Genomic DNA, 19,412 nt, shown 5'->3' with positions numbered 1-19,412 from the left:
ATGATCTATTGTTCCCAATGTAATTCCTTGCTGGGGCCAACCGATGTCTATTGCGGTAACTGCGGAGCCAAGCGTACACAGAATACCTTAAAAAAGGAAAAGGAAAGTGTTCGACAGGTAATTATATTCTACGTTACTTTTTTGGTATATGCCATAGTGTCTTTCGTGATCTATCTTGAAAATGATTCCCTGATTACCGAGATCGTGCTGGAATCTGTTTTCGTTCTGCTTACTGTTATGTTTAGTTTAATGGATTTCAAAAGAATAACGAAATTGTATTCTTTGCGTTATGTCAATTGGAAGAATCTGGCATTTTCCATTCTTTTCCCTATGTGTTCGGCAGGAATTGTGTATTACGGGATAGAATGGGTGAATAGATTACTGGGAGAGGAAAGCTATAATATGTTCTACGATTATGCGATGTATGAAAATTCCTTTCTATGGGCTTTTATTTTTGTAGCCATTATTGCCCCGGTCTTTGAAGAACTGGCCTTTAGAGGTTATTTGTTCAACCAATTACTCAATGTCACCAACTCGCGCGTTACCATTATTGCTACCGCTCTTATCTTCGCCTTGGTACATTTTTCTTTTATTTCTATTCTCTGGATCTTTCCCTTCGGAATTGTATTAGGATTTTTACGCTATAAATACCGAACCCTATGGCTGGGAATGATCGTTCACTTCATCCACAATTTCCTAGTATTGCTTCTTGAATATTACTATTACATGAACGACCCTTTATTAGAGCTTCTGAATAATGGTTAATTTTATTTACCGTGATTTGAAAACCAGCCCGAGGTGTCTAAGCCGTGGTTGCTACTATTTCAATCCGGTTTTTTTAGATGAGATATATCATTTTCCAAAATTAGAGAATTAGTACTTTTATTCTGTCGGCAAAAACTTTTTATGAATTACGGATATACCGAATTGTTGCAGTTATTTGGGTCGCTGGGTTTGTTTCTCTTCGGAATGATGGTGATGAGCGATGCCTTAATGAAGCTCGCGGGAGACAAAATGCGAAGTATCCTGGCAACGATGACCTCGAACAGGTTCTTTGGTATACTTACGGGATTCTTTATAACATCGGTTATCCAGTCTTCATCGGCTACCACCCTTATGGTGGTTAGCTTCGCCAATGCCTCCCTTCTCACCTTAACCGAGTCTATTAGTGTGATCATGGGGGCCAATATTGGCACTACAATCACTGCCTGGCTCATCACCATCCTTGGTTTTAAAGTAAGTATGAGCGCTATCGCATTACCCCTGGTGGGATTTGGATTTGCTTTTACGTTTGCGAAAAAAGAAAGCATAAAAAACTGGGGAGTCTTTATCATTGGATTTGCCGTTTTATTTATTGGGCTGCAGTTCTTAAAGGATGCTGTACCTAATATTAATGATAATCCCGAAATGCTCGAGTTTCTAACCAGGTATACCGATCTTGGATTCTGGTCTGTGCTCATCTTCTTATTCATTGGCACTTTACTTACGGTAATTATTCAATCCTCTAGTGCCACGATGGCTCTCACTCTTATCATGACAGCAGAAGGATGGATCCCTTTCGAGCTAGCTGCTGCAATGGTTCTGGGCGAAAATATTGGAACCACTATTACGGCAAATATTGCGGCTATAGTGGCTAATTTTCACGCAAAACGAACGGCCCGGGCACACCTTCTCTTTAATATAATTGGAGTTGTTTGGGTATTGTTACTTTTTTATCCTTTCTTAAAAATGGTGAGCTGGATTGCACAATGGACAGGCTCCGACTCTCCTTACCTTAGTGCTGCCGCCATTCCCGTGGCAATTTCATTGTTCCATACCATTTTTAATATAAGTAATACCCTGTTGTTGGTATGGTTTGTAAATCCGATTGCTCGTTTGGTGGAGCGATTGGTGCCAAAAAGGGAGATGCCGAAAAAAGAGATAGACGAACCCAAGTTTCTTGAAAAACGGGTGTTGAAATATCCCGAAACTCTTATTATTTCCCTGGAAAAGGAATCGAAATTCCTGTTTAAGAACGCAATTTTTGAAATTGTGGCGCACTCGTTGAATATTCATCGTGCCGATATTAAATCTGATGAGAAGATCAAGAAGATCCTGAAGCGATCTACCGAAGATATGCACACCGATGTCCATGAATTGTATCACACCAAGGTAAAAAAGATCTACGGAGAGATTATACGATATGCGTCGTTGGCCCAAAGTAATTTCAAACTTACCGAGGCCCAGAACAGGCATATTTCCGAAATTAAACTCGCCAATAGAAAGATGGTAGAGATCCTTCGAAATATGAGAGAACTGGCACCAAATGTGGCGTTGTACCTCGACTCGGAAAATGAATATGTTAGGAAAGAATACAACAAGCTACGTAAGAAGATTGCGAAAGTACTTCGTATAATCTATCACTTCAGAAAAGAAAAAGATAAAGATATCTACCATCAAAAGCTAATGAAGTTACGTGACGAGGCCAGGGAAGAGATTCATAATATGAGTGATTCAATAGAACGGCTTATACGCGAAGGCCTTATTACGGTAGACATGGGTTCTTCGTTGGTAAACGACAGGGACAATGTGAACGACACCATAAAAAAATTAATTACCATCGCCGATCTGCTGTATGGCGAACAAGATCCGTTATTCGAGAACCACAAATAAAAAACCCCGGATGAGCCGGGGTTTGATACAATTTATTTCGGATTAATTAACCTTTATAGCTCTTATAATATTCTTCCATCAGGTTCATCAATGCTGTCACCAGGTCTTTTGTTTCCAATAGAAGGCTAAAATACAAAGTAGTGTTCTTTGGACTCGATTCTTCTGTTCTGGTTCTGGTGATCTGTGTTTCGATCATTGCATTTATGTCGCTAAAAGCACGTTCCTTTCTAATAAGAATATCCTCTAATTTTTCGAACTCACGGTTTTTGAAAATAGTTTCTATATCCTTCAACAGATGTTCGAAAGACGAATCTATTTTCTGAAGGTCCTTGATCTGGTTAAAGCGCAAGGTCTTGTGATTATTACGCACATGTTTATGACTTACTTTCGCGATGTATTCGAGCGATTGCGCCACATCGGTTAGATAGCCAAGGACCATGATGTAGAAGTTACTACCACGAACACTTGTTTCATCAAGGTTTTTAATGAAGTAGAAGATATTATTTCGTAGCTCATCTACTTCCTCGGCGAGCTTATCAACCCGTAACCTGTTTTTCTTAAGCTTGGTAGCATCTTCTTTTGCGAGATTGGCAATAATCGATGAATAGATCTTGTTTGTTCTCGATGCCGTCTTCGCAATATTATCGGCACTTTCTTCAATAATTCCCTGAACCGTATTACTTTCGGCTTTTTTCAATTCATCGGGCGAAGTGATCGCACTCGATTTGTTTTTGTGAGAAAGGTAATTTCTTATTAATAATAATATGGCCAGGAATAATAGTACGGCGATCATAGGAGCCGGGGCCAGATAAATGAGGTAAGCCAATGTTCCGGCTGCCACGAAGGCGCTAAATGCGGTAAAGAACCATCCGCCAATCACATTAAGAACTCCTGCAACTCTGTAAACCGCACTTTCTCTTCCCCATGCCCTATCGGCCAGCGACGTACCCATAGCCACCATAAAAGTGACGTAGGTTGTAGACAGTGGTAATTTCATAGAGGTGGCGATCGAAATTAATACGCCCGCAACCATAAGGTTTACCGATGCACGAATCTGGTCGAAAGCAGGGAGCTCGTAGTTTTTATGTTTCGGTAATGTAACCACTGGTTTTTCGAAACTGGCATTAATTTTTTCCTGAGTAGAGTTGGGAATCGCTGCTCCTAGCATGGATGCCAATTTAGTACTCCCTTTCACAACGGCTCGGGACAACATATTTGGCTTAAACTTTTCTTTGGTTTCATCCTGTGTCGCAAGACCTATCTCGGTGTCTGCTACCGTACGTGCTTTCTTTGAGAACCATAAGGTTACAACCATTACACCACCTGCTATAAACAATAACAGGGGTTCTGCGGGTACTTTTTTGTCCAGTACTTCCATCGAAAATGCCGTGGCCTCAACACCCGATGCGGCCCACGCTTCATATGAGTGGTAGGCTGCCATAGGCACCCCGATAAAGTTTACCAGGTCGTTTCCTGAGAATGCCAAAGCCAATCCGAAGGTACCCACAGCGATCACGATAATGAGGATATTCTTTTTTAGCACTCTCATATAAAGTAATGAAAGTAACGTCCAAAGGATAAAACTACCGGCAATGATGAACCACTCATTTCCTTCGATATATCCCTTCATATCATCGTAATACGGCGTACCCTTAAGGCCTTTCATAAAGATGAAATACGTTATGGCAGTAAGGGCGATCCCGCCAAAGAGGGCCCCGAAATTCTTTATTTTACGCTCGTAATGAAAGGTGAAGATTAACCTGGATACATATTGTACAAACGCACCTACCGAAAAGGCAATCACCACCGAGAGAAGTATCCCCGAGATGATCTCTATCGCCTTTTCTGTGTTGATATAATTAAATAAATCTCCAAAAACAGCGGTCTCAGAATTACTGATCTTTATCAGAGACATTACAACAGCGGCTCCCAATAATTCGAAAACAATAGAAACGGTTGTTGAGGTTGGTAATCCCAGAGTGTTGAAGAAGTCCAGGAGCAATATATCGGTGATCATCACTGCCATGAAAATGATCATGATCTCGTTAAAATAGAATTCCCCGGGTACAAAGATCCCTTTACGAGCTACCTCCATAAGTCCGCTGGATGAAATAGCACCAATAAATATCCCAAGGCTGGCAATTACCATTATGGCCTTAAATGGGATCGCCTTGGATCCTATCGCCGAATTCAGGAAATTGATAGCATCGTTACTTACTCCCACAACCAGATCGGCAATTGCCAGAACTGCAAGAGCAACTATCATTAATAAATAAAGATTATCCATATTCGTTTTTATTAAAACGCAACAAATGTCTTAATTAAATTAGGCACACTTGTTACTAAATTGTTATCTCTTTCGGGTTCTATAGATGTACGTCGAATCCTATTCTGAACTCCAAAAAATCTGCATTCCCCCCGGCGGTACCGTATGTGAAATCAGACTGCACTTTAAGCTTGTGTCCAACAACATATCTAGACACGCCTAATGTATATTGTTCTTCCATTGCCCGTCCTGTTATTGCATCGTAATCTGCAGTAGAGAACCTGGCTGCAATCTCGTAATTATTTTCGAATAAGTAGGCCGCCTGTAGATTTATCGAATTTCCAATTAGAACTACATCGCCGGTTGGAAGTCCGTCACTATCCACAGCTGGTGAACCATTTGCTTCTACCGCCACAGGATTATCCGCATCCCGATTGGCATACTCTCCCATAAAGCTAAACCCTTTATACTTGAACATTGCATCCACAAAGATGGTAGATTGATCTGTTTCATATAGAGATCCATCACTTAAGAACATATAACTACCCAGGTTACTCCTGGTTTTAACGGCATCCTGGTTATAATCGTAGGTAGCTCCTATCATCAACTTCGGAGTGGACTCCCGTTTCAAATCACTTTGCGAATAGTCTCCGCCCGATTTAAACCAGCCAAAAGGCAGGAGTTCCAGCCTGGCCGTATATTGTAACCCTCCTTCATTGCCCTGGGTAACATTTCGGCCTTCCCCTTGTGAAACAGCAATTTTTTCACGTATAAAAAAGTCACCTCCAAGGTTGGTATGATGACGCAACTGAATTCCGGCATCACGATCAATATTAAAACGACTGTTTAGGATAGAGCGATCAATAAATTGCAGGTTACCGGAAGAAACTACTCGTTCTACGTTCCCCGGCAATTTGGTTTGTCCCGCCCATAATTCGAAATTCTCGTAAAAGTTCCATTTGATTACCGCGTCCAGAATATAACGAGGTGTGTTTCGGTTGAACTGGTTTGCACCGCTAATATCACGGTTGGACAGACCAAGTTCAATTTTATACTTTATCCTGGGATTGAATACAAACCCATCGAACTTCAATCGAGCTCTTCTAACCAGAAAGTTTTGTTCTGCACTGCCGTAATTGTCACCGTCATGTTGCCAATCCGCCATATAGCGTACCTGAAATCTTGGGGCAAATTTTACGCTAAAGGAACTGTCTTTCGCAACAAAATTGATCATCCCTTTACCAAAAGATGTGTCACTTATTTCCTGAGCATTTGTAGTGCCAAAAAGAATTAAGGCGACCACGAGTAAAAGATAAGGGTGTTTCATGAAAATCGTTCTAAGTTTTTGTCGCTGCAAAGAACCAACCTCAATGTTAAGTTAATGTTTCCTAAATATTAACTTTAAACCCATAAAATAGAAATTATCAACACCTATTAAATGAAAAGGCCACTTACAAGTAAGCGGCCTCCCATCTTAGAAATCTAGTCGACAAAAACTTAACGATTTTCAAAAGATGTATTTGTCCATTCAAGACGATGCAAATTAACACTTGGGGTGTGGTTTTACTATCATCGCAACATTAAAAAAACATTAAGAAATATATCATTTGTTCACTTTTCAATGTTAAATTTTAAATTATAAAACATTGTAAAACAAGGAAATAGATTTATAATGTTAAGATAACGTTACCAAAACCTTTCATAATTGTTACTTCTTTTCTATCTTTGATATGGTCGACAATTAAAACCTATATACTATGAAAAATTTAATCACCTTACTGGTAATTGTCATGGCCGCAAATATTTCATTTGCGCAAGAATGCAAAAAGACGTGCAAAAAAGATTCCTATGTTTTAAACGACAACCTGATTGAAGCTACCTTGTTTCACGATAATGGTGTAATTGCTCAAAAGGGTTATTATACTCAGGAAAATAAGTTGCATGGAAATTGGACTAGCTACGATATCAACGGCAATAAAACCGCCGAAGCAGAGTATTTCAATGGAGAAAAAACCGGAACTTGGTATTTCTACCAAGGCGACAAGATTAGGGAAGTAACGTATCGCAATTCAAAAATTGCTAAAGTAAAAACCTGGTCTGCAGATGATACTCGAGTTGTATCCTTTAGATAATACTTCTATTCCTATAAAAAATATAAGCCCTGTTCTATAATTCTTGAGAACAGGGCTTAAGTTTTGGCCAATAAATAGAATAGTTCTTAAAAGTTAATACTGTAACCCAGGCTAATTTGTTGGCCGGGATTCCATCTGGAATATAATTGATCCTGAGCTCCGAATGATCTATAAACACTCTCTATATCATCATCCAGAATATTGTCGAAACGAAGACTAATTCTCTGGTCTTTGTCATTTCCAAAAGATTTAGACAAGTTGAGTTTTATATTATGATAGGGTAAAGTGAAGACATTGGGGATGTCTTCACTACCAACAATTTGTAAAGTTTTACCCTGAGCATTATAGAATAATCCCGCTTGCCAGCCTTTTTCATCATCATCGAAATTTATTCCCAGGTTGATGAGATAAGGCGATTGTCCTTGCAACTGTCTGTTATCGTCCAGTGTTTCGCCCACTCTCAGGTTATCGAGTCTGCTCGCACGTTCATCCTCACTATATTCTTGCTGAGATTCGATCACCGATAGGTTTGCGTTAAGGCTAAAGTTGTCCAATCCGTGAATAAAACCCAAATTCTTTCTCAATTCTATTTCACCTCCAAATACGGTTGCATCACCGAGATTAAGGGGAGTAAATTGACCAGTCGCACCGCGAATGAATGAAAGTTCAATAGGGTCTGTGAACGATTTATAAAATCCACTAATGGCGAAGAAATCTCCCTCCTCACCGTACTTCTCGAATCTGAGATCCAGATTGTCTATGTAGGTAGGCTGCAATTCGATATTCCCGATAAAGAACGAACTACTAATGGGATCGAATATTTCGGCCAGAGACGCTTCTTTAAACGAAGGTCTTGCTGTGGTTCTCGAATAGGATGTTCGAATCTTCATGTCTTCATCCTCGTTCAGGTTAAATATTAAATTTGCTGAAGGAAAAAAATCTGCTTTGTCCAGGATGGTGGCATTATCAAAAATATCCCCCGATTGATTTCTTCCTGTATATATAAGATCGAATTTTTCGAATCGAACGCCCAAAATCGCATTGACCCAGCTGTTTACTTTAAATTCTTCAGAAATATATCCCGCTGCCACTGTGATCTCCGAATCGAAGGTATCTGAAATATTAGAGTCTCGTCTTACGAAGGTACCGCTATTGGTATCTGCATCGAAAATATTTTCGTCTGCCAGAACCTGGTTTGGATCCCCGCCATAAGCATTGGATGGGACGTTTAGTATGGGAAAGGCAAATTGATCGATGGCAAATTCACGCTGTTTATAGGTGTAAGCTCCCCCAAATTTAATCTTCGCATCATAGCCAAATAATTTGTGTTTTTTGTCGATTCCAAGTTTACCGGCAAGATTAATTTCCTGCAGATTCCTGTAGAAGCGAGAAGCATCGCCAGATTCTGATGGTTCGATCGAGTATACTTCTTCCCCCGTTTCAGAATCGATAAAGACCCTGAAAGGTGTTACCCGGAAATCCTTGTCATCAATTATGGCAAGAGTAGGGGAAAGCTTCCATTCAATGGTCCAGTCTGCATCCTCACCAAGCGAATGTTTTCCACTTAATAAGGCGTTAGTAATAGACCGTTGCGTATAGATAAGGTTATCTTTTTTTATCTCGTTGGAGTTATTTACCTGATTAACCTGCCTGAAAATGGATGCTTCAGATTCTCCATTCTGAATGTGCAAAATGTTTAATCGATATTTAGAATTTTCAGTTTTATAGGAGAGTCCGGCCAGTCCGCTAATAAGTACATTATTGTTACCTACTTCCCCCGTCTGCGTTCGATCGGGGCGTAATTCGAAAACCGAAGGATCCTGATCATCCAATCTCCAAACTTGCCCATCGATATACTCATCGTAATATTGGGTTTCATTTCGGTATGAAATTGATGCTAAAAAGCCTAATCTGTTATCACCAATGGCATATTGATTGCCGGCGGTGGCAGAAAAATTCATATCCATCAAGCTCTTTTCACGCTGAGCGGCCAGGTTTTGTTCAAATCTGCGGGTTAAGATCTCAACTACCTCTCCATTTTGTTGTGGGAGTGGGATCTCTTGAGCTGTTGGGATAGGATTGTCTCTTAGACCATCATCAAAACCCAGAAAATCTGTTTTACTGCGTTGGTCTGCCAGGTAGTTATCCTTAAAGTGAAAATCTGAATTATACCCCAATCCCAGCGAAAGGCTATACTGGGCGCCTGCCGGAATATCTTTAGTTACAATATCTACCACCCCACCGGTAAAATCGGCGGGCTGATCTGCGGTTGCAGATTTTATTACGATTATATTTTCAAGGATACGGGTAGGAAAGATATCGAGCTGCAATGTATTTCTGTCTGGATCAAGCCCGGGAACATCTACTCCGTTAAGAATTGATTTTGTGTATCGATCGCCCAGACCTCTCACATAAACAAACTTTCCGCCTTGTACAGAAACACCGGGGACGTTTTTAACTGCACTTGCAATATCGTTAGCGCCGGTCTTCTGCATGGTTTCAATAGATAGGCCGTCAAGAAGGTTCACCGAATTTTTCTGGAAACTGAGAACGGCAGATTCTGTATTGTTCCTGGCTGTAGTCCGAATCACTATTTCATCAAGCTGGCCCACATTTAGGGTTACATTTATCGTACTATTCTTCCCAGATTCTACAACAATATCACTTATTTCTTTGGTTTGATAGCCTACGAAAGAGTAAACAAGGGTATAAGTGCCTACAGCGAGTTCCAGCGAATAAACTCCGTCGAAGTCGGTGGTGGTACCGTTGGTAGTATTTTTAACGATCACATTAGCAAAGGCGAGTACATCATTAAATTCACCGTCTATCACTTTACCACTTACGGTTCCTGTTTGTCCCATTACATAGAATGACGTGAAACCTAATATTAATGCTAGTATTAACTTTTTCATTTATTATTATCTATTGAAAATTGTAAAACAATTGCTCGCTTTAAGAATAAAGCGAGCAATTGGACGTCTCTAGAGAGACACTTATGATATTTATAATTATAGGGCACCTCTTGAGGCTGCGTATGTCCATGAGAACGCACTCATAGTAGCTCCGCCACTATTACCCGTCGAGCTCCAGGCAGCAGCTCGCTCGGTAAAATCTGGGTTAACGATGATCTTGTTCTCACCTTCACCTGTTTTTTCAACAAAAATTGCGTTGGCTGGATCAACATCTGTTACCCAGTTCTCAAAAGAAAGTTTTCCATCAATGAAATTCTGAGCTACACCATTATTATCCAACTCAACATCAGATTCAGTTTTGAAATTTCGTGCAAGAACGTTCTTTGTAACACCCATAGCACCATCACGATAATCTGCATACTCTCCGTTTTCGGTATTAGAGTTTCCTATTAACGTAAGGTTAGTGATAGTGAACATTCCTTCGAGTGACCCTTCTGGACCATCGATCTCCAGAGCGTGATCCGAAATATCTCCAAGTGCTACTACGGCATTGTCTATGGTTCCGGAGTAGGCCTGATCGATATCCAGCCCATCATCTCCCTGTGCCCAAACTAGGAGGTTGTTAGCATTTACAGAACCACCAAAGAACTCTATTCCATCATCTACGTTTCCAACAACTTCTATGTTAGAGATTGATGTACCAGTTCCTACACCTCCCAGGGTAAGTCCGTTAATTTCATTTCCTTCTCCTATTAATGCACCTCCATGACGTATAGAGATATAGGCCAGAGATCCGGAATTGTCTGCATCGTCGTTTCCACCATATCTTCCGTTAATATCGGAAGCTGGTATCCCTTCAATCTGGGCCTCGGTAGCATTACCATCTAAAGAAACTTTAGCATTTCCCAATACAAGTAAGCCTCCCCATAGTCCTCTGTCGTTCTCATCCAGATTAGATCCGGAAACTTGTCCGATGGCGATATTGTCTGCTATTGAAGTAAAAATTATAGGTGCGCTAGCTGTTCCTACCGCATTGATCTTTGCCCCTCTTGCAATAATAAGGGTAGAAGCATTGGCTCCTGTTCCTGCAAAGGCCTTAATAATTGTTCCCGGTTCGATAGTAAGTGTGGCGCCGTTTGTAACGGTTACACGTCCTTCTAGCTCCCAGATCACATCACTGGTGAGGGTCATATCGCTAGTAATCTGGCCAACTAGACGTACGTCTACGGCGGGAGTTCCGGTATCATCTGTAGGAATAATTGCTCCTCCGTCATCCGAACTACAACTTGCAGCAACAAGTGCGAATGCTATAGCTATAAATGGTAAATAAATTTTTTTCATGTTTGAATTAGTTTAAAAGTGTTTATTTATTTTTTTGATTGCTTTTTTCTAATTATTTCCATGGCAAAGAAAGTGCGGTAATGTAAAGTCGATGTTAGCTATACATTACTAATTCGTGATAAGAAAGTTATCCTAATGTTAATTATCAATTGAATAAGCGTGATGCCAAAAGGGAACAAAAATGTTATCTTGCAACCACTATAAATTCAATCACATGATGCAGTGGGAATCGTTGCTTTCACTTAGGAAGCAAGGAGATACAAAAAAACGGATTCGCAAGGAGGAAGACCAGACCAGGAGTGGCTTTGAAGTAGATTTCGACCGGATAATATTCTCTTCTGCATTTAGAAGTTTACAGGATAAAACACAGGTGATACCCCTGTCTAAGACCTCCTTTGTACATACACGGTTAACGCATAGCCTGGAAGTGTCGGTTGTTGGGAGATCCCTGGGTAGACAGGTAGGTAGCGCGATCATAGAGAAGCATCCTTATTTACAAAAAGTTCATGGATACGAGATCAATGACTTTGGTGCTATCGTAGCAGCTGCGTCCCTGGCTCATGATATTGGCAATCCGCCTTTTGGCCATAGTGGCGAGAAGGCTATAGGCAATTATTTTAAAAACGGAAACGGCAAGCGATTCCGGGATCAGCTTTCAGAAAAAGAATACCAGGATCTAATCGATTTTGAAGGCAATGCGAACGGATTTAAAATACTCACCGAAACCAAAAACGGGGTTCAGGGTGGATTACGCCTTACTTATGCCACATTAGGGGCTTTTATGAAATATCCCAAGGAATCCCTTCCGAAGAAACCCACTGCCCATATAGCCGATAAGAAGTTTGGGGTGTTTCAAACAGATACTTCATTTTTCAAGGAGGTAGCCAAAAATCTTGGGCTACTCAACAGGGCTACAGGCGATAATTTGTCATTTGCCAGGCATCCATTGGCATTCCTGGTGGAAGCCGCGGATGATATCTGTTATACTATCATCGATTTTGAGGATGGGATCAACCTGGGCTGGATCGCCGAAGAGACGGCTCTCGAATATCTTATCAACCTGGTTAAGGACAGGATCAATACTGCAAATTATTCGGCGCTAACACAAACCAAAGATCGGCTGGCCTATTTAAGGTCGCTGGCTATTGGGACTCTTATTTCCGAAGCAGTCGAAGTATTCATCGAAAATGAAGAATCCATACTATCGGGGACGTTTCAGGATTCCTTAATGGATCGAAGTAAATATAAAGCGCAGATCGATGACATTATTGACGAAAGTATTACGAAGATCTATCGGAGTCAGGAAGTGACAGACAAGGAAATTGCAGGTTATAATATCTTAACTACTTTGCTGGACAGTTTCACTACGGCTTGCGAAAATCATTACAGGGGGAAGCCCACTCATTTCGATTCATTATTGTTAAAAAGTCTTGACAGCCCGTTACCTGTAGAGGCTTCGGTCTATGAATATACGATGTTCTGTTGTTGTTTTATTTCCATGCTTACCGATGGAAACGCCTTACAGCTATTCAAGAAGATAAAGGGAGATCTTTAAAGCAGAGAAATTATCACTTCTCTGATCTTTTCGGGAGATAATCCTGCCTGCTCCTGTAATTGTTCTACACTACCATGTTCGGGGAAGTAGTCTCCAATGCCAATGATCTTTATGAGATTTTTATAGTTGTTTTCTGAAGCGAATTCAGCAATAGCCCCGCCAAAACCTCCTTTTACCACCCCATCTTCAACAGTTACGATCTTATTATACTGCCGAAACACCTGATGAAGAAGATCGTGATCCAGAGGTTTCACAAATCTGAGATCGTAATGTCCTAACAGTTTCTTTTCTGAAATGGCGTTAATGGCCTCAGTTACGTTATACGCCATATTACCTACCGAAAGTACCGCAATTTCAGACCCCGACTTTAACTTTCTTCCTTCACCTATTTTTATTTCCGAAAATGATTTTTCCCAATCCACTATTTGTCCTCTGCCACGAGGATACCGAATTGCGATGGGATGCTCCAACTTCTTTTGAACTGTATAAAGCAAATTTCTAAGCTCAATTTCGTTAGATGGCGCGGCGATGATCAAATTGGGAATGCATCGTAAATAAGCCAGGTCGAAGATACCGTGGTGCGTTGCCCCGTCCTCTCCAACGATACCGGCTCTATCCAGGCAAAAGATAACCGGCAGGTTTTGTAAGCATACATCATGGATCAATTGGTCGTAAGCACGCTGTAGAAAGGTGGAATAAATATTACAATACACCACCATACCCTGAGTGGCGAGGCCGGCAGCGAAGGTAACCGCATGCTGTTCTGCGATTCCCACATCGAATGCTCGATCTGGATATGCATCCATCATATATTTTAGAGAACTTCCGGTGGGCATAGCAGGGGTTATACCAACGATCTTCTCGTTTTGGGCCGCCAGTTCTACAATCGTCTTCCCAAATACATCCTGATATTTTGGGGGGAGATGAGCTGTTTCCTTTTTTACCAAATTCCCGGTTTCAGCATCGAATTTACCAGGAGCGTGATATTTTACCTGGTCTTCTTCGGCTTGTCTCAGCCCTTTCCCTTTTTTCGTGATGATGTGCAGCAGTTTCGGGCCGTCTACTTGTTGTAGTTTTTTTAGCTCGGAAATAAGCACGTCTATATCATGACCGTCTATGGGTCCCGAATATTTAAAATTGAGAGCCTCGAATATATTATCGGTTTCGGGTGCATTATCCAGGGTAACCCTGGTTAGATAATCTTTTAAAGAACCCACACTGGGGTCTATACCAATGGCATTATCATTGAGAATTACCAGTAAGTTCGTATTGGTAACGCCGGCATGATTTAGTGCCTCGAAGGCCATCCCGCTGGCTATGGAAGCGTCGCCTACCACGGCAATATGCTGCCTGCCGGCAGCAGCTGTCAATTGCGATGCAATTGCCATTCCCAGCGTAGCGGAAATTGCCGTGGAGCTGTGTCCCGTTCCAAAGGCGTCGTATTCACTTTCATCTCGTTTTGGAAATCCACAAATCCCACCCATTTGCCGGTTGGTGTGAAAGTTATCTCTACGTCCGGTTAAAATCTTATGGCCGTATGCCTGATGTCCTACATCCCAAACCAAAATATCATCTGGAGTATTGAATACGTAATGAAGGGCAATGGTTAGTTCCACAACTCCTAAACTGGCTCCCAGATGGCCTTCCTTGGTCGCAACTATATTGATGATAAATTCACGTAACTCTGCGGCTAATTGTGGTAGATCCTGCTGCCTGATTTTCCTCAGATCGGCAGGAAATTGAACACTATTTAAAAGGCTTTTGGACACAGGGCAAAGATACATTATGAAATTGTACTTTTACCGAAGCCATTACTAATAAAATAATGAAACCACTGGACGACACTTATTTCATGAAAAAAGCTCTGCAGGAGGCCGAGGCTGCATTAGAGAAGGGAGAAATACCCATCGGAGCTGTTGTAGTTATAAAGGACAGGATCATTGCCAGGGCCCATAATCTCACAGAAACGTTGAATGATGTTACGGCACATGCCGAGATGCAGGCGATTACGGCGGCAGCCAATTTTCTGGGAGGAAAATACCTGAAGGATTGCACGCTGTATGTCACTATTGAACCTTGCCAGATGTGTGCAGGTGCTTTGTATTGGAGTCAGATCTCCAGGGTAGTGTACGGCGCAAGGGATGAGCAACGGGGCTGTATCAATATGAAAACAAAGCTTCACCCTAAAACGGTTCTGACAGGAGGAATACTTGAAAAGGAAGCATCGGAAATTCTTAAAAGGTTTTTTATTGAAAAGCGTAACCTGAATTAATAAATAATAGGTAAAAAAAATCCTCCGAAGTATAAACCGCGGAGGATGGAATGTAGTTAATTACGCTATATCTTAGTCATGAATTACACGCACTTGTGCGGCAACCATTCCTTTTCGTCCTTCTTCTTCTACGTACTCTACTTTGTCGCCTTCATTTAGCGCCTCACCGTTGAGACCTGTAACGTGAACAAAGATGTCCTTACCGGTTTCATCGTTGGTAATAAAGCCGTAGCCTTTTGATTCGTTAAAAAACTTTACTGTACCTTCCATTGTAATAAAAAAATAAATTAATAATGCGATAAAGGTACAAGATTATTCAAGCGGTAGGATATGAAATTGTAACTATTTTGCAAAAACGGCCTGATTTACAGTTTTTTCCTACGACCTTCTTCACGCATTTTGTCGATGTTCTCTTTAGTGAGCATATAGTCTTTAAAATTTCTTTTATTCCATCTGAAGTAGATGAACAATGGTATCAATACAAAAAAGATAACTACAACCGAGATCCCTATGATCATGTTGCCTGTAGCTTCATTGTCCGGCTTTATGTAAAACCCGGTGGCCGTTCCGCCAATAACCGCGATAAGGAGTATAATTAGTACGTATTTCATTTATTTTTCGGCGTAATCAATTAGTTTTCGTCTGTAAGCAGTAAGTAATTTCGATTTTGAAATAAACCCACAATAGATTTCATTGGATAGCACCGGGAGGTTCCAGGAACCGGTATCCTGAAATTTTTTCATCACTTCGGTCGTTTTATCCCGGTCCAGCTGAATAATGGCAGGAGGGTTTTTCATAAGATCTTCTGCTTTTAATTCGTCATACAAACTTTGATCGAACATTACGGGCCTTAGATCGTCCAGAAGAATAATACCCTCCAGGGTGTTGTTTTCCTTGTTTACAACAGGGAAAATATTACGCTTCGATTTCACTACTGCCTGATGAACGATCTCACCCAGTTTCATTTCCGGTTCAAGGATAACGAAATTCTTTTCCACTATATTTTCCAGATTCAGCAGGGTGAGTACCGCATGATCCTTATTGTGTGTTATCAATTCGCCTTTTCTTCCCAGTTCCATTGCATAGACCGAATGTGGCGAGAAGTACTTAGTGATCGTAAACGATATTGCGGCTGTGATCATAAGCGGGATGATTAACTCATAACCGGCGGTTACTTCTGCAATAAGGAAGATAGCGGTTAATGGGGCATGCAACACTCCAGCCATTAGACCGGTCATACCAACCAAGGTAAAATTACTTTCCGATACAGGATTTGTTAATATTTGGGTGGCATTTATGATCTTGGCAGTACAGAATCCCATTATGCTTCCCATAAACAAGGTTGGCGAAAATATTCCACCAACTCCTCCGGCTCCAAAGGTTAATGAGCTCGCTATAACTTTAAAGACCACCAGCCCAACCAACAGAGAAATAAGTATCCAGGGGTTTGCTATGTCGAGATGAAAGATATTGTTCTTTAAGACGGGATCTGTGTTCCCATTTACCAGGGCGTTTATCATGTCGAACCCCTCTCCGTACAGTGGCGGTATGAAATACACCAGGATGCCAATTCCCAGGCCGCCAATTATGAGTCGTTTAAGAGGGGATGAGAACTTGTCGAAAAACTTCTGAATTCGTTCGAAGGTAATAGTAAAATATATAGAAACAAACCCGGCTACCACACCTAGCAGTGCGTACACCGGTAGGTCCGACAACGTAAATTTATCTGTGATACTGAAGGGTAGGATAATATCATTTCCGAAGAAAAAATAAGAAGTGATCACGGCCGATACAGATGCAAGTAACAATGGAATAAGCGACACCAGGGTGAGATCGAGACTAAATACTTCTACGGCAAAAATGATGGCCGCAATAGGTGCTTTAAAGATAGACGACATGGCGCCGGCAGCGGCACAACCAATCAACAGGGTACGGGTAGACTGGTTCATGTGCAGCATACGTGATAAATTGGAACTTATAGCCGAACCCGTCGCAACGGTTGGGCCTTCCAGCCCTACAGATCCTCCAAAACCAACCGTAATGGGCGCGAGTAGGAGGCTGGCGTACATTTGAAAGGAACTCATAACGCCTTTTTTCTTAGAAATTGCGTACAAAGTTGCCGGAATGCCCTGTGTAGGGGTGTTTTTTACCAGGTATTTAATAATAAAATAGACAATGGTGAGGCCTAGTAGTGGGAAAATGAAATAAAAAGCAGTTTGATAATCGCGGATCAATGTACCTTCCAGTACAGATTGTATTATATGCGTACCGTTCTTAATAACAACAGCGCACATACCAGAGAGAAATCCAACAACAATACTTAGAATATATAGAAATTGCCTGTGAGATATGTGCTTAAGACGCCATATCAGGAAACGAGTTAAGATCGTTCGATTTTGTACAGACATATTGCATCATTGTATAAACCCCGGATTACTTAAATTAAGAGCCGGGTCTCAGAGATCCAATTTAATGTTGAGTTCTTTAAGTTGTGCACTATCCAGAGGTGCCGGAGCGTCGATCATTACATCTCTTCCTGCATTGTTCTTTGGGAATGCGATAAAATCCCTAATTGTCTCCTGCCCACCCAGTATGGCAACCAGTCTGTCAAGACCAAATGCGATCCCACCATGCGGCGGAGCACCATACTCAAAGGCTTCCATTAAAAATCCAAATTGTGCTTTCGCCTCTTCAGGGGTAAATCCGAGGTAGTTAAGCATTCTGGACTGTAATTCCTTGTCGTGAATTCGAATCGAACCTCCTCCTATCTCGTTTCCGTTAAGGACCAGGTCGTAAGCATTGGCTTTCACCTCGGCAGGTTTGGTTTTTAATAATTCCAGTTGTTCAGGCTTTGGTGAGGTAAAGGGATGGTGCATAGCGTGAAAACGTTCCGTCTCTTCATCCCATTCCAACAAGGGGAAATCTACCACCCATAAAGGCGCGAATTCGTTAGCCTTTCGCAATCCCATGCGTTTTGCCAGTTCCATTCGTAAAGCACTCAACTGTGCCCTGGTTTTATTTTTTTCTCCTGAAAGCACGCAAATTAGGTCTCCGGCTTTGGCACCGGTAACTTCGGCCCATTTTTGAAGATCGGTTTCATCGTAGAATTTGTCTACTGAAGATTTAAAGCTTCCATCCTCGTTGCACCGCACATATACCATTCCTAAGGCACCAATCTGCGGGCGTTTCACCCAATCGATCAACTTATCGATATCTTTACGAGAGTACTCATTTCCACCGGGAACTGCTATTCCTACTACCAGTTCGGCCGAATTAAATACATTAAAATCTTTGTGTTGAGCAACTTCATTAAGTTCGCCAAATTCCATTCCGAAGCGAATATCAGGTTTATCGTTTCCATATCTCTGCATGGCCTCGTCGTACGTCATACGCGGGAAATCTCCTATTTCAACTCCATTGATCTCTTTAAGTAGATGCCTGGTAAGGCCCTCAAAAGTATTTAGAATATCTTCCTGCTCAACGAAGGCCATTTCGCAGTCGATCTGGGTAAATTCGGGCTGTCGGTCTGCTCTCAGGTCCTCGTCTCGGAAACATTTCACAATTTGAAAGTACTTATCTAAACCTCCAACCATGAGTAGTTGCTTAAAGGTTTGAGGCGACTGTGGCAGGGCGTAGAACTGTCCTTCGTTCATTCTTGAAGGCACGACGAAGTCGCGAGCCCCTTCAGGGGTAGATTTAATGAGGTAGGGTGTTTCAACCTCAACAAAATCCTTTTCAGAAAGATAATTTCTTACCGCCATGGTAACTTTATGGCGAAAAACCAGGTTGTTTCTTACCGGTGCTCGTCTTATGTCCAGATATCTGTATTTCATTCGAAGATCTTCCCCTCCATCCGTATCATTCTCTATGCTGAAAGGAGGCGTAAGTGCCGGATTTAGCACTTTCAGGTCTGAAACCAGGATCTCAATATCTCCGGTTGGCATATTAGGATTCTTGGATTCTCGCTCAATTACCTTACCTGTAACCTGAATTACAAATTCGCGTCCTAAGGTAGAGGCAGCTTCCATTACGGCTTTCGGACTCCGATCTTCGTCGAAGATCAACTGTGTGATACCGTATCGGTCGCGTAGATCGACCCAGATCATAAATCCTTTGTTACGGGACTTCTGTACCCAGCCTGCAAGGGTTACCTCTTTGTTTATATGCTCAGCGCGTAGCTGTCCATTGGTATGCGTTCTGTACATATTTGCACCTTAAAATTTAGTTCGCAAAGGTAAGAAGTTATTGAGTATTGATGTATATAAATGAAAGATTATTGGTT

Annotated in this window: 14 protein-coding genes; 5 read left to right on the top strand and 9 right to left on the bottom strand. The window is 41.5% G+C overall.

Going from position 1 to position 19,412, the window contains the following annotated elements; all coding sequences use genetic code 11:
• Both C5O00_RS04010 and C5O00_RS04005 read left to right on the top strand, forming a co-directional pair.
• Entirely contained in the window at positions 1–765 is a 765-nt protein-coding gene (locus C5O00_RS04010) for a CPBP family glutamic-type intramembrane protease (RefSeq protein WP_105215160.1), read from the top strand.
• 141 nt (positions 766–906) lie between these two features.
• A complete protein-coding gene (locus tag C5O00_RS04005; protein WP_105215158.1) occupies positions 907–2,652 on the top strand; it encodes a Na/Pi cotransporter family protein in 1,746 nt (581 codons plus the stop codon).
• Between the two features lie 46 nt (positions 2,653–2,698).
• Here the strand turns inward: C5O00_RS04005 and C5O00_RS04000 are convergent, their stop codons facing one another.
• Both C5O00_RS04000 and C5O00_RS03995 read right to left on the bottom strand, forming a co-directional pair.
• Positions 2,699–4,939 (bottom strand): inorganic phosphate transporter, encoded by a 2,241-nt coding sequence (locus C5O00_RS04000; RefSeq protein ID WP_105215156.1) that lies wholly within the window; start codon positions 4,937–4,939, stop codon positions 2,699–2,701.
• A 79-nt stretch (positions 4,940–5,018) separates the two neighbouring features.
• A complete protein-coding gene (locus C5O00_RS03995; RefSeq protein WP_105215154.1) occupies positions 5,019–6,245 on the bottom strand; it encodes a porin in 1,227 nt (408 codons plus the stop codon).
• A 430-nt stretch (positions 6,246–6,675) separates the two neighbouring features.
• Here C5O00_RS03995 and C5O00_RS03990 point away from each other — a divergent pair, with 430 nt between their 5' ends.
• Entirely contained in the window at positions 6,676–7,050 is a 375-nt protein-coding gene (locus tag C5O00_RS03990) for a toxin-antitoxin system YwqK family antitoxin (protein ID WP_105215152.1), read from the top strand.
• 86 nt (positions 7,051–7,136) lie between these two features.
• On the opposite strand, the gene C5O00_RS03985 is transcribed toward C5O00_RS03990, so the two are convergent.
• Together C5O00_RS03985 and C5O00_RS03980 are read right to left on the bottom strand one after the other, a co-directional pair.
• Positions 7,137–9,962, bottom strand: a complete 2,826-nt coding sequence (locus C5O00_RS03985; protein WP_105215150.1) for a TonB-dependent receptor — start codon at positions 9,960–9,962, stop codon at positions 7,137–7,139.
• Between the two features lie 96 nt (positions 9,963–10,058).
• Entirely contained in the window at positions 10,059–11,303 is a 1,245-nt protein-coding gene (locus C5O00_RS03980; RefSeq protein ID WP_105215148.1) for a beta-helix domain-containing protein, read from the bottom strand.
• 217 nt (positions 11,304–11,520) lie between these two features.
• Between C5O00_RS03980 and C5O00_RS03975 the strand changes: the two genes are divergently transcribed.
• On the top strand, positions 11,521–12,858 hold the full coding sequence (locus C5O00_RS03975) for a dGTP triphosphohydrolase (RefSeq protein ID WP_105217569.1): 1,338 nt from the start codon (positions 11,521–11,523) through the stop codon (positions 12,856–12,858).
• Here C5O00_RS03975 and dxs read toward each other — a convergent pair.
• On the bottom strand, positions 12,855–14,627 hold the full coding sequence (gene dxs, locus C5O00_RS03970) for a 1-deoxy-D-xylulose-5-phosphate synthase (protein ID WP_105217568.1): 1,773 nt from the start codon (positions 14,625–14,627) through the stop codon (positions 12,855–12,857). The two genes, C5O00_RS03975 and dxs, sit on opposite strands and share 4 nt — an antisense overlap.
• A 53-nt stretch (positions 14,628–14,680) precedes the next feature.
• Between dxs and C5O00_RS03965 the strand changes: the two genes are divergently transcribed.
• A complete protein-coding gene (locus tag C5O00_RS03965) occupies positions 14,681–15,130 on the top strand; it encodes a nucleoside deaminase (protein WP_105215146.1) in 450 nt (149 codons plus the stop codon).
• Between the two features lie 72 nt (positions 15,131–15,202).
• Here the strand turns inward: C5O00_RS03965 and C5O00_RS03960 are convergent, their stop codons facing one another.
• The 4 genes from C5O00_RS03960 to aspS form a co-directional block, all read right to left on the bottom strand.
• Complete coding sequence (locus C5O00_RS03960; RefSeq protein ID WP_105215144.1) at positions 15,203–15,400, bottom strand: cold-shock protein; 198 nt, start codon at positions 15,398–15,400, stop codon at positions 15,203–15,205.
• A 95-nt stretch (positions 15,401–15,495) separates the two neighbouring features.
• Positions 15,496–15,741 carry a hypothetical protein gene (locus tag C5O00_RS03955; RefSeq protein ID WP_105215142.1) on the bottom strand — a complete coding sequence of 82 codons (246 nt, stop codon included), beginning with the start codon at positions 15,739–15,741 and terminating at the stop codon, positions 15,496–15,498.
• Positions 15,742–17,538: a chloride channel protein gene (locus C5O00_RS03950; protein WP_105215140.1), complete on the bottom strand. Its 1,797-nt coding sequence runs from the start codon at positions 17,536–17,538 to the stop codon at positions 15,742–15,744.
• Positions 17,539–17,586: 48 nt separating this feature from the next.
• Positions 17,587–19,335: an aspartate--tRNA ligase gene (aspS, locus tag C5O00_RS03945; RefSeq protein WP_105215138.1), complete on the bottom strand. Its 1,749-nt coding sequence runs from the start codon at positions 19,333–19,335 to the stop codon at positions 17,587–17,589.
• Positions 19,336–19,412: the final 77 nt, after the last annotated feature.

Source organism: Pukyongia salina, from assembly GCF_002966125.1.
GTDB lineage: Bacteria > Bacteroidota > Bacteroidia > Flavobacteriales > Flavobacteriaceae > Pukyongia > Pukyongia salina.
This window is presented reverse-complemented; position numbering and strand designations above follow the sequence as displayed.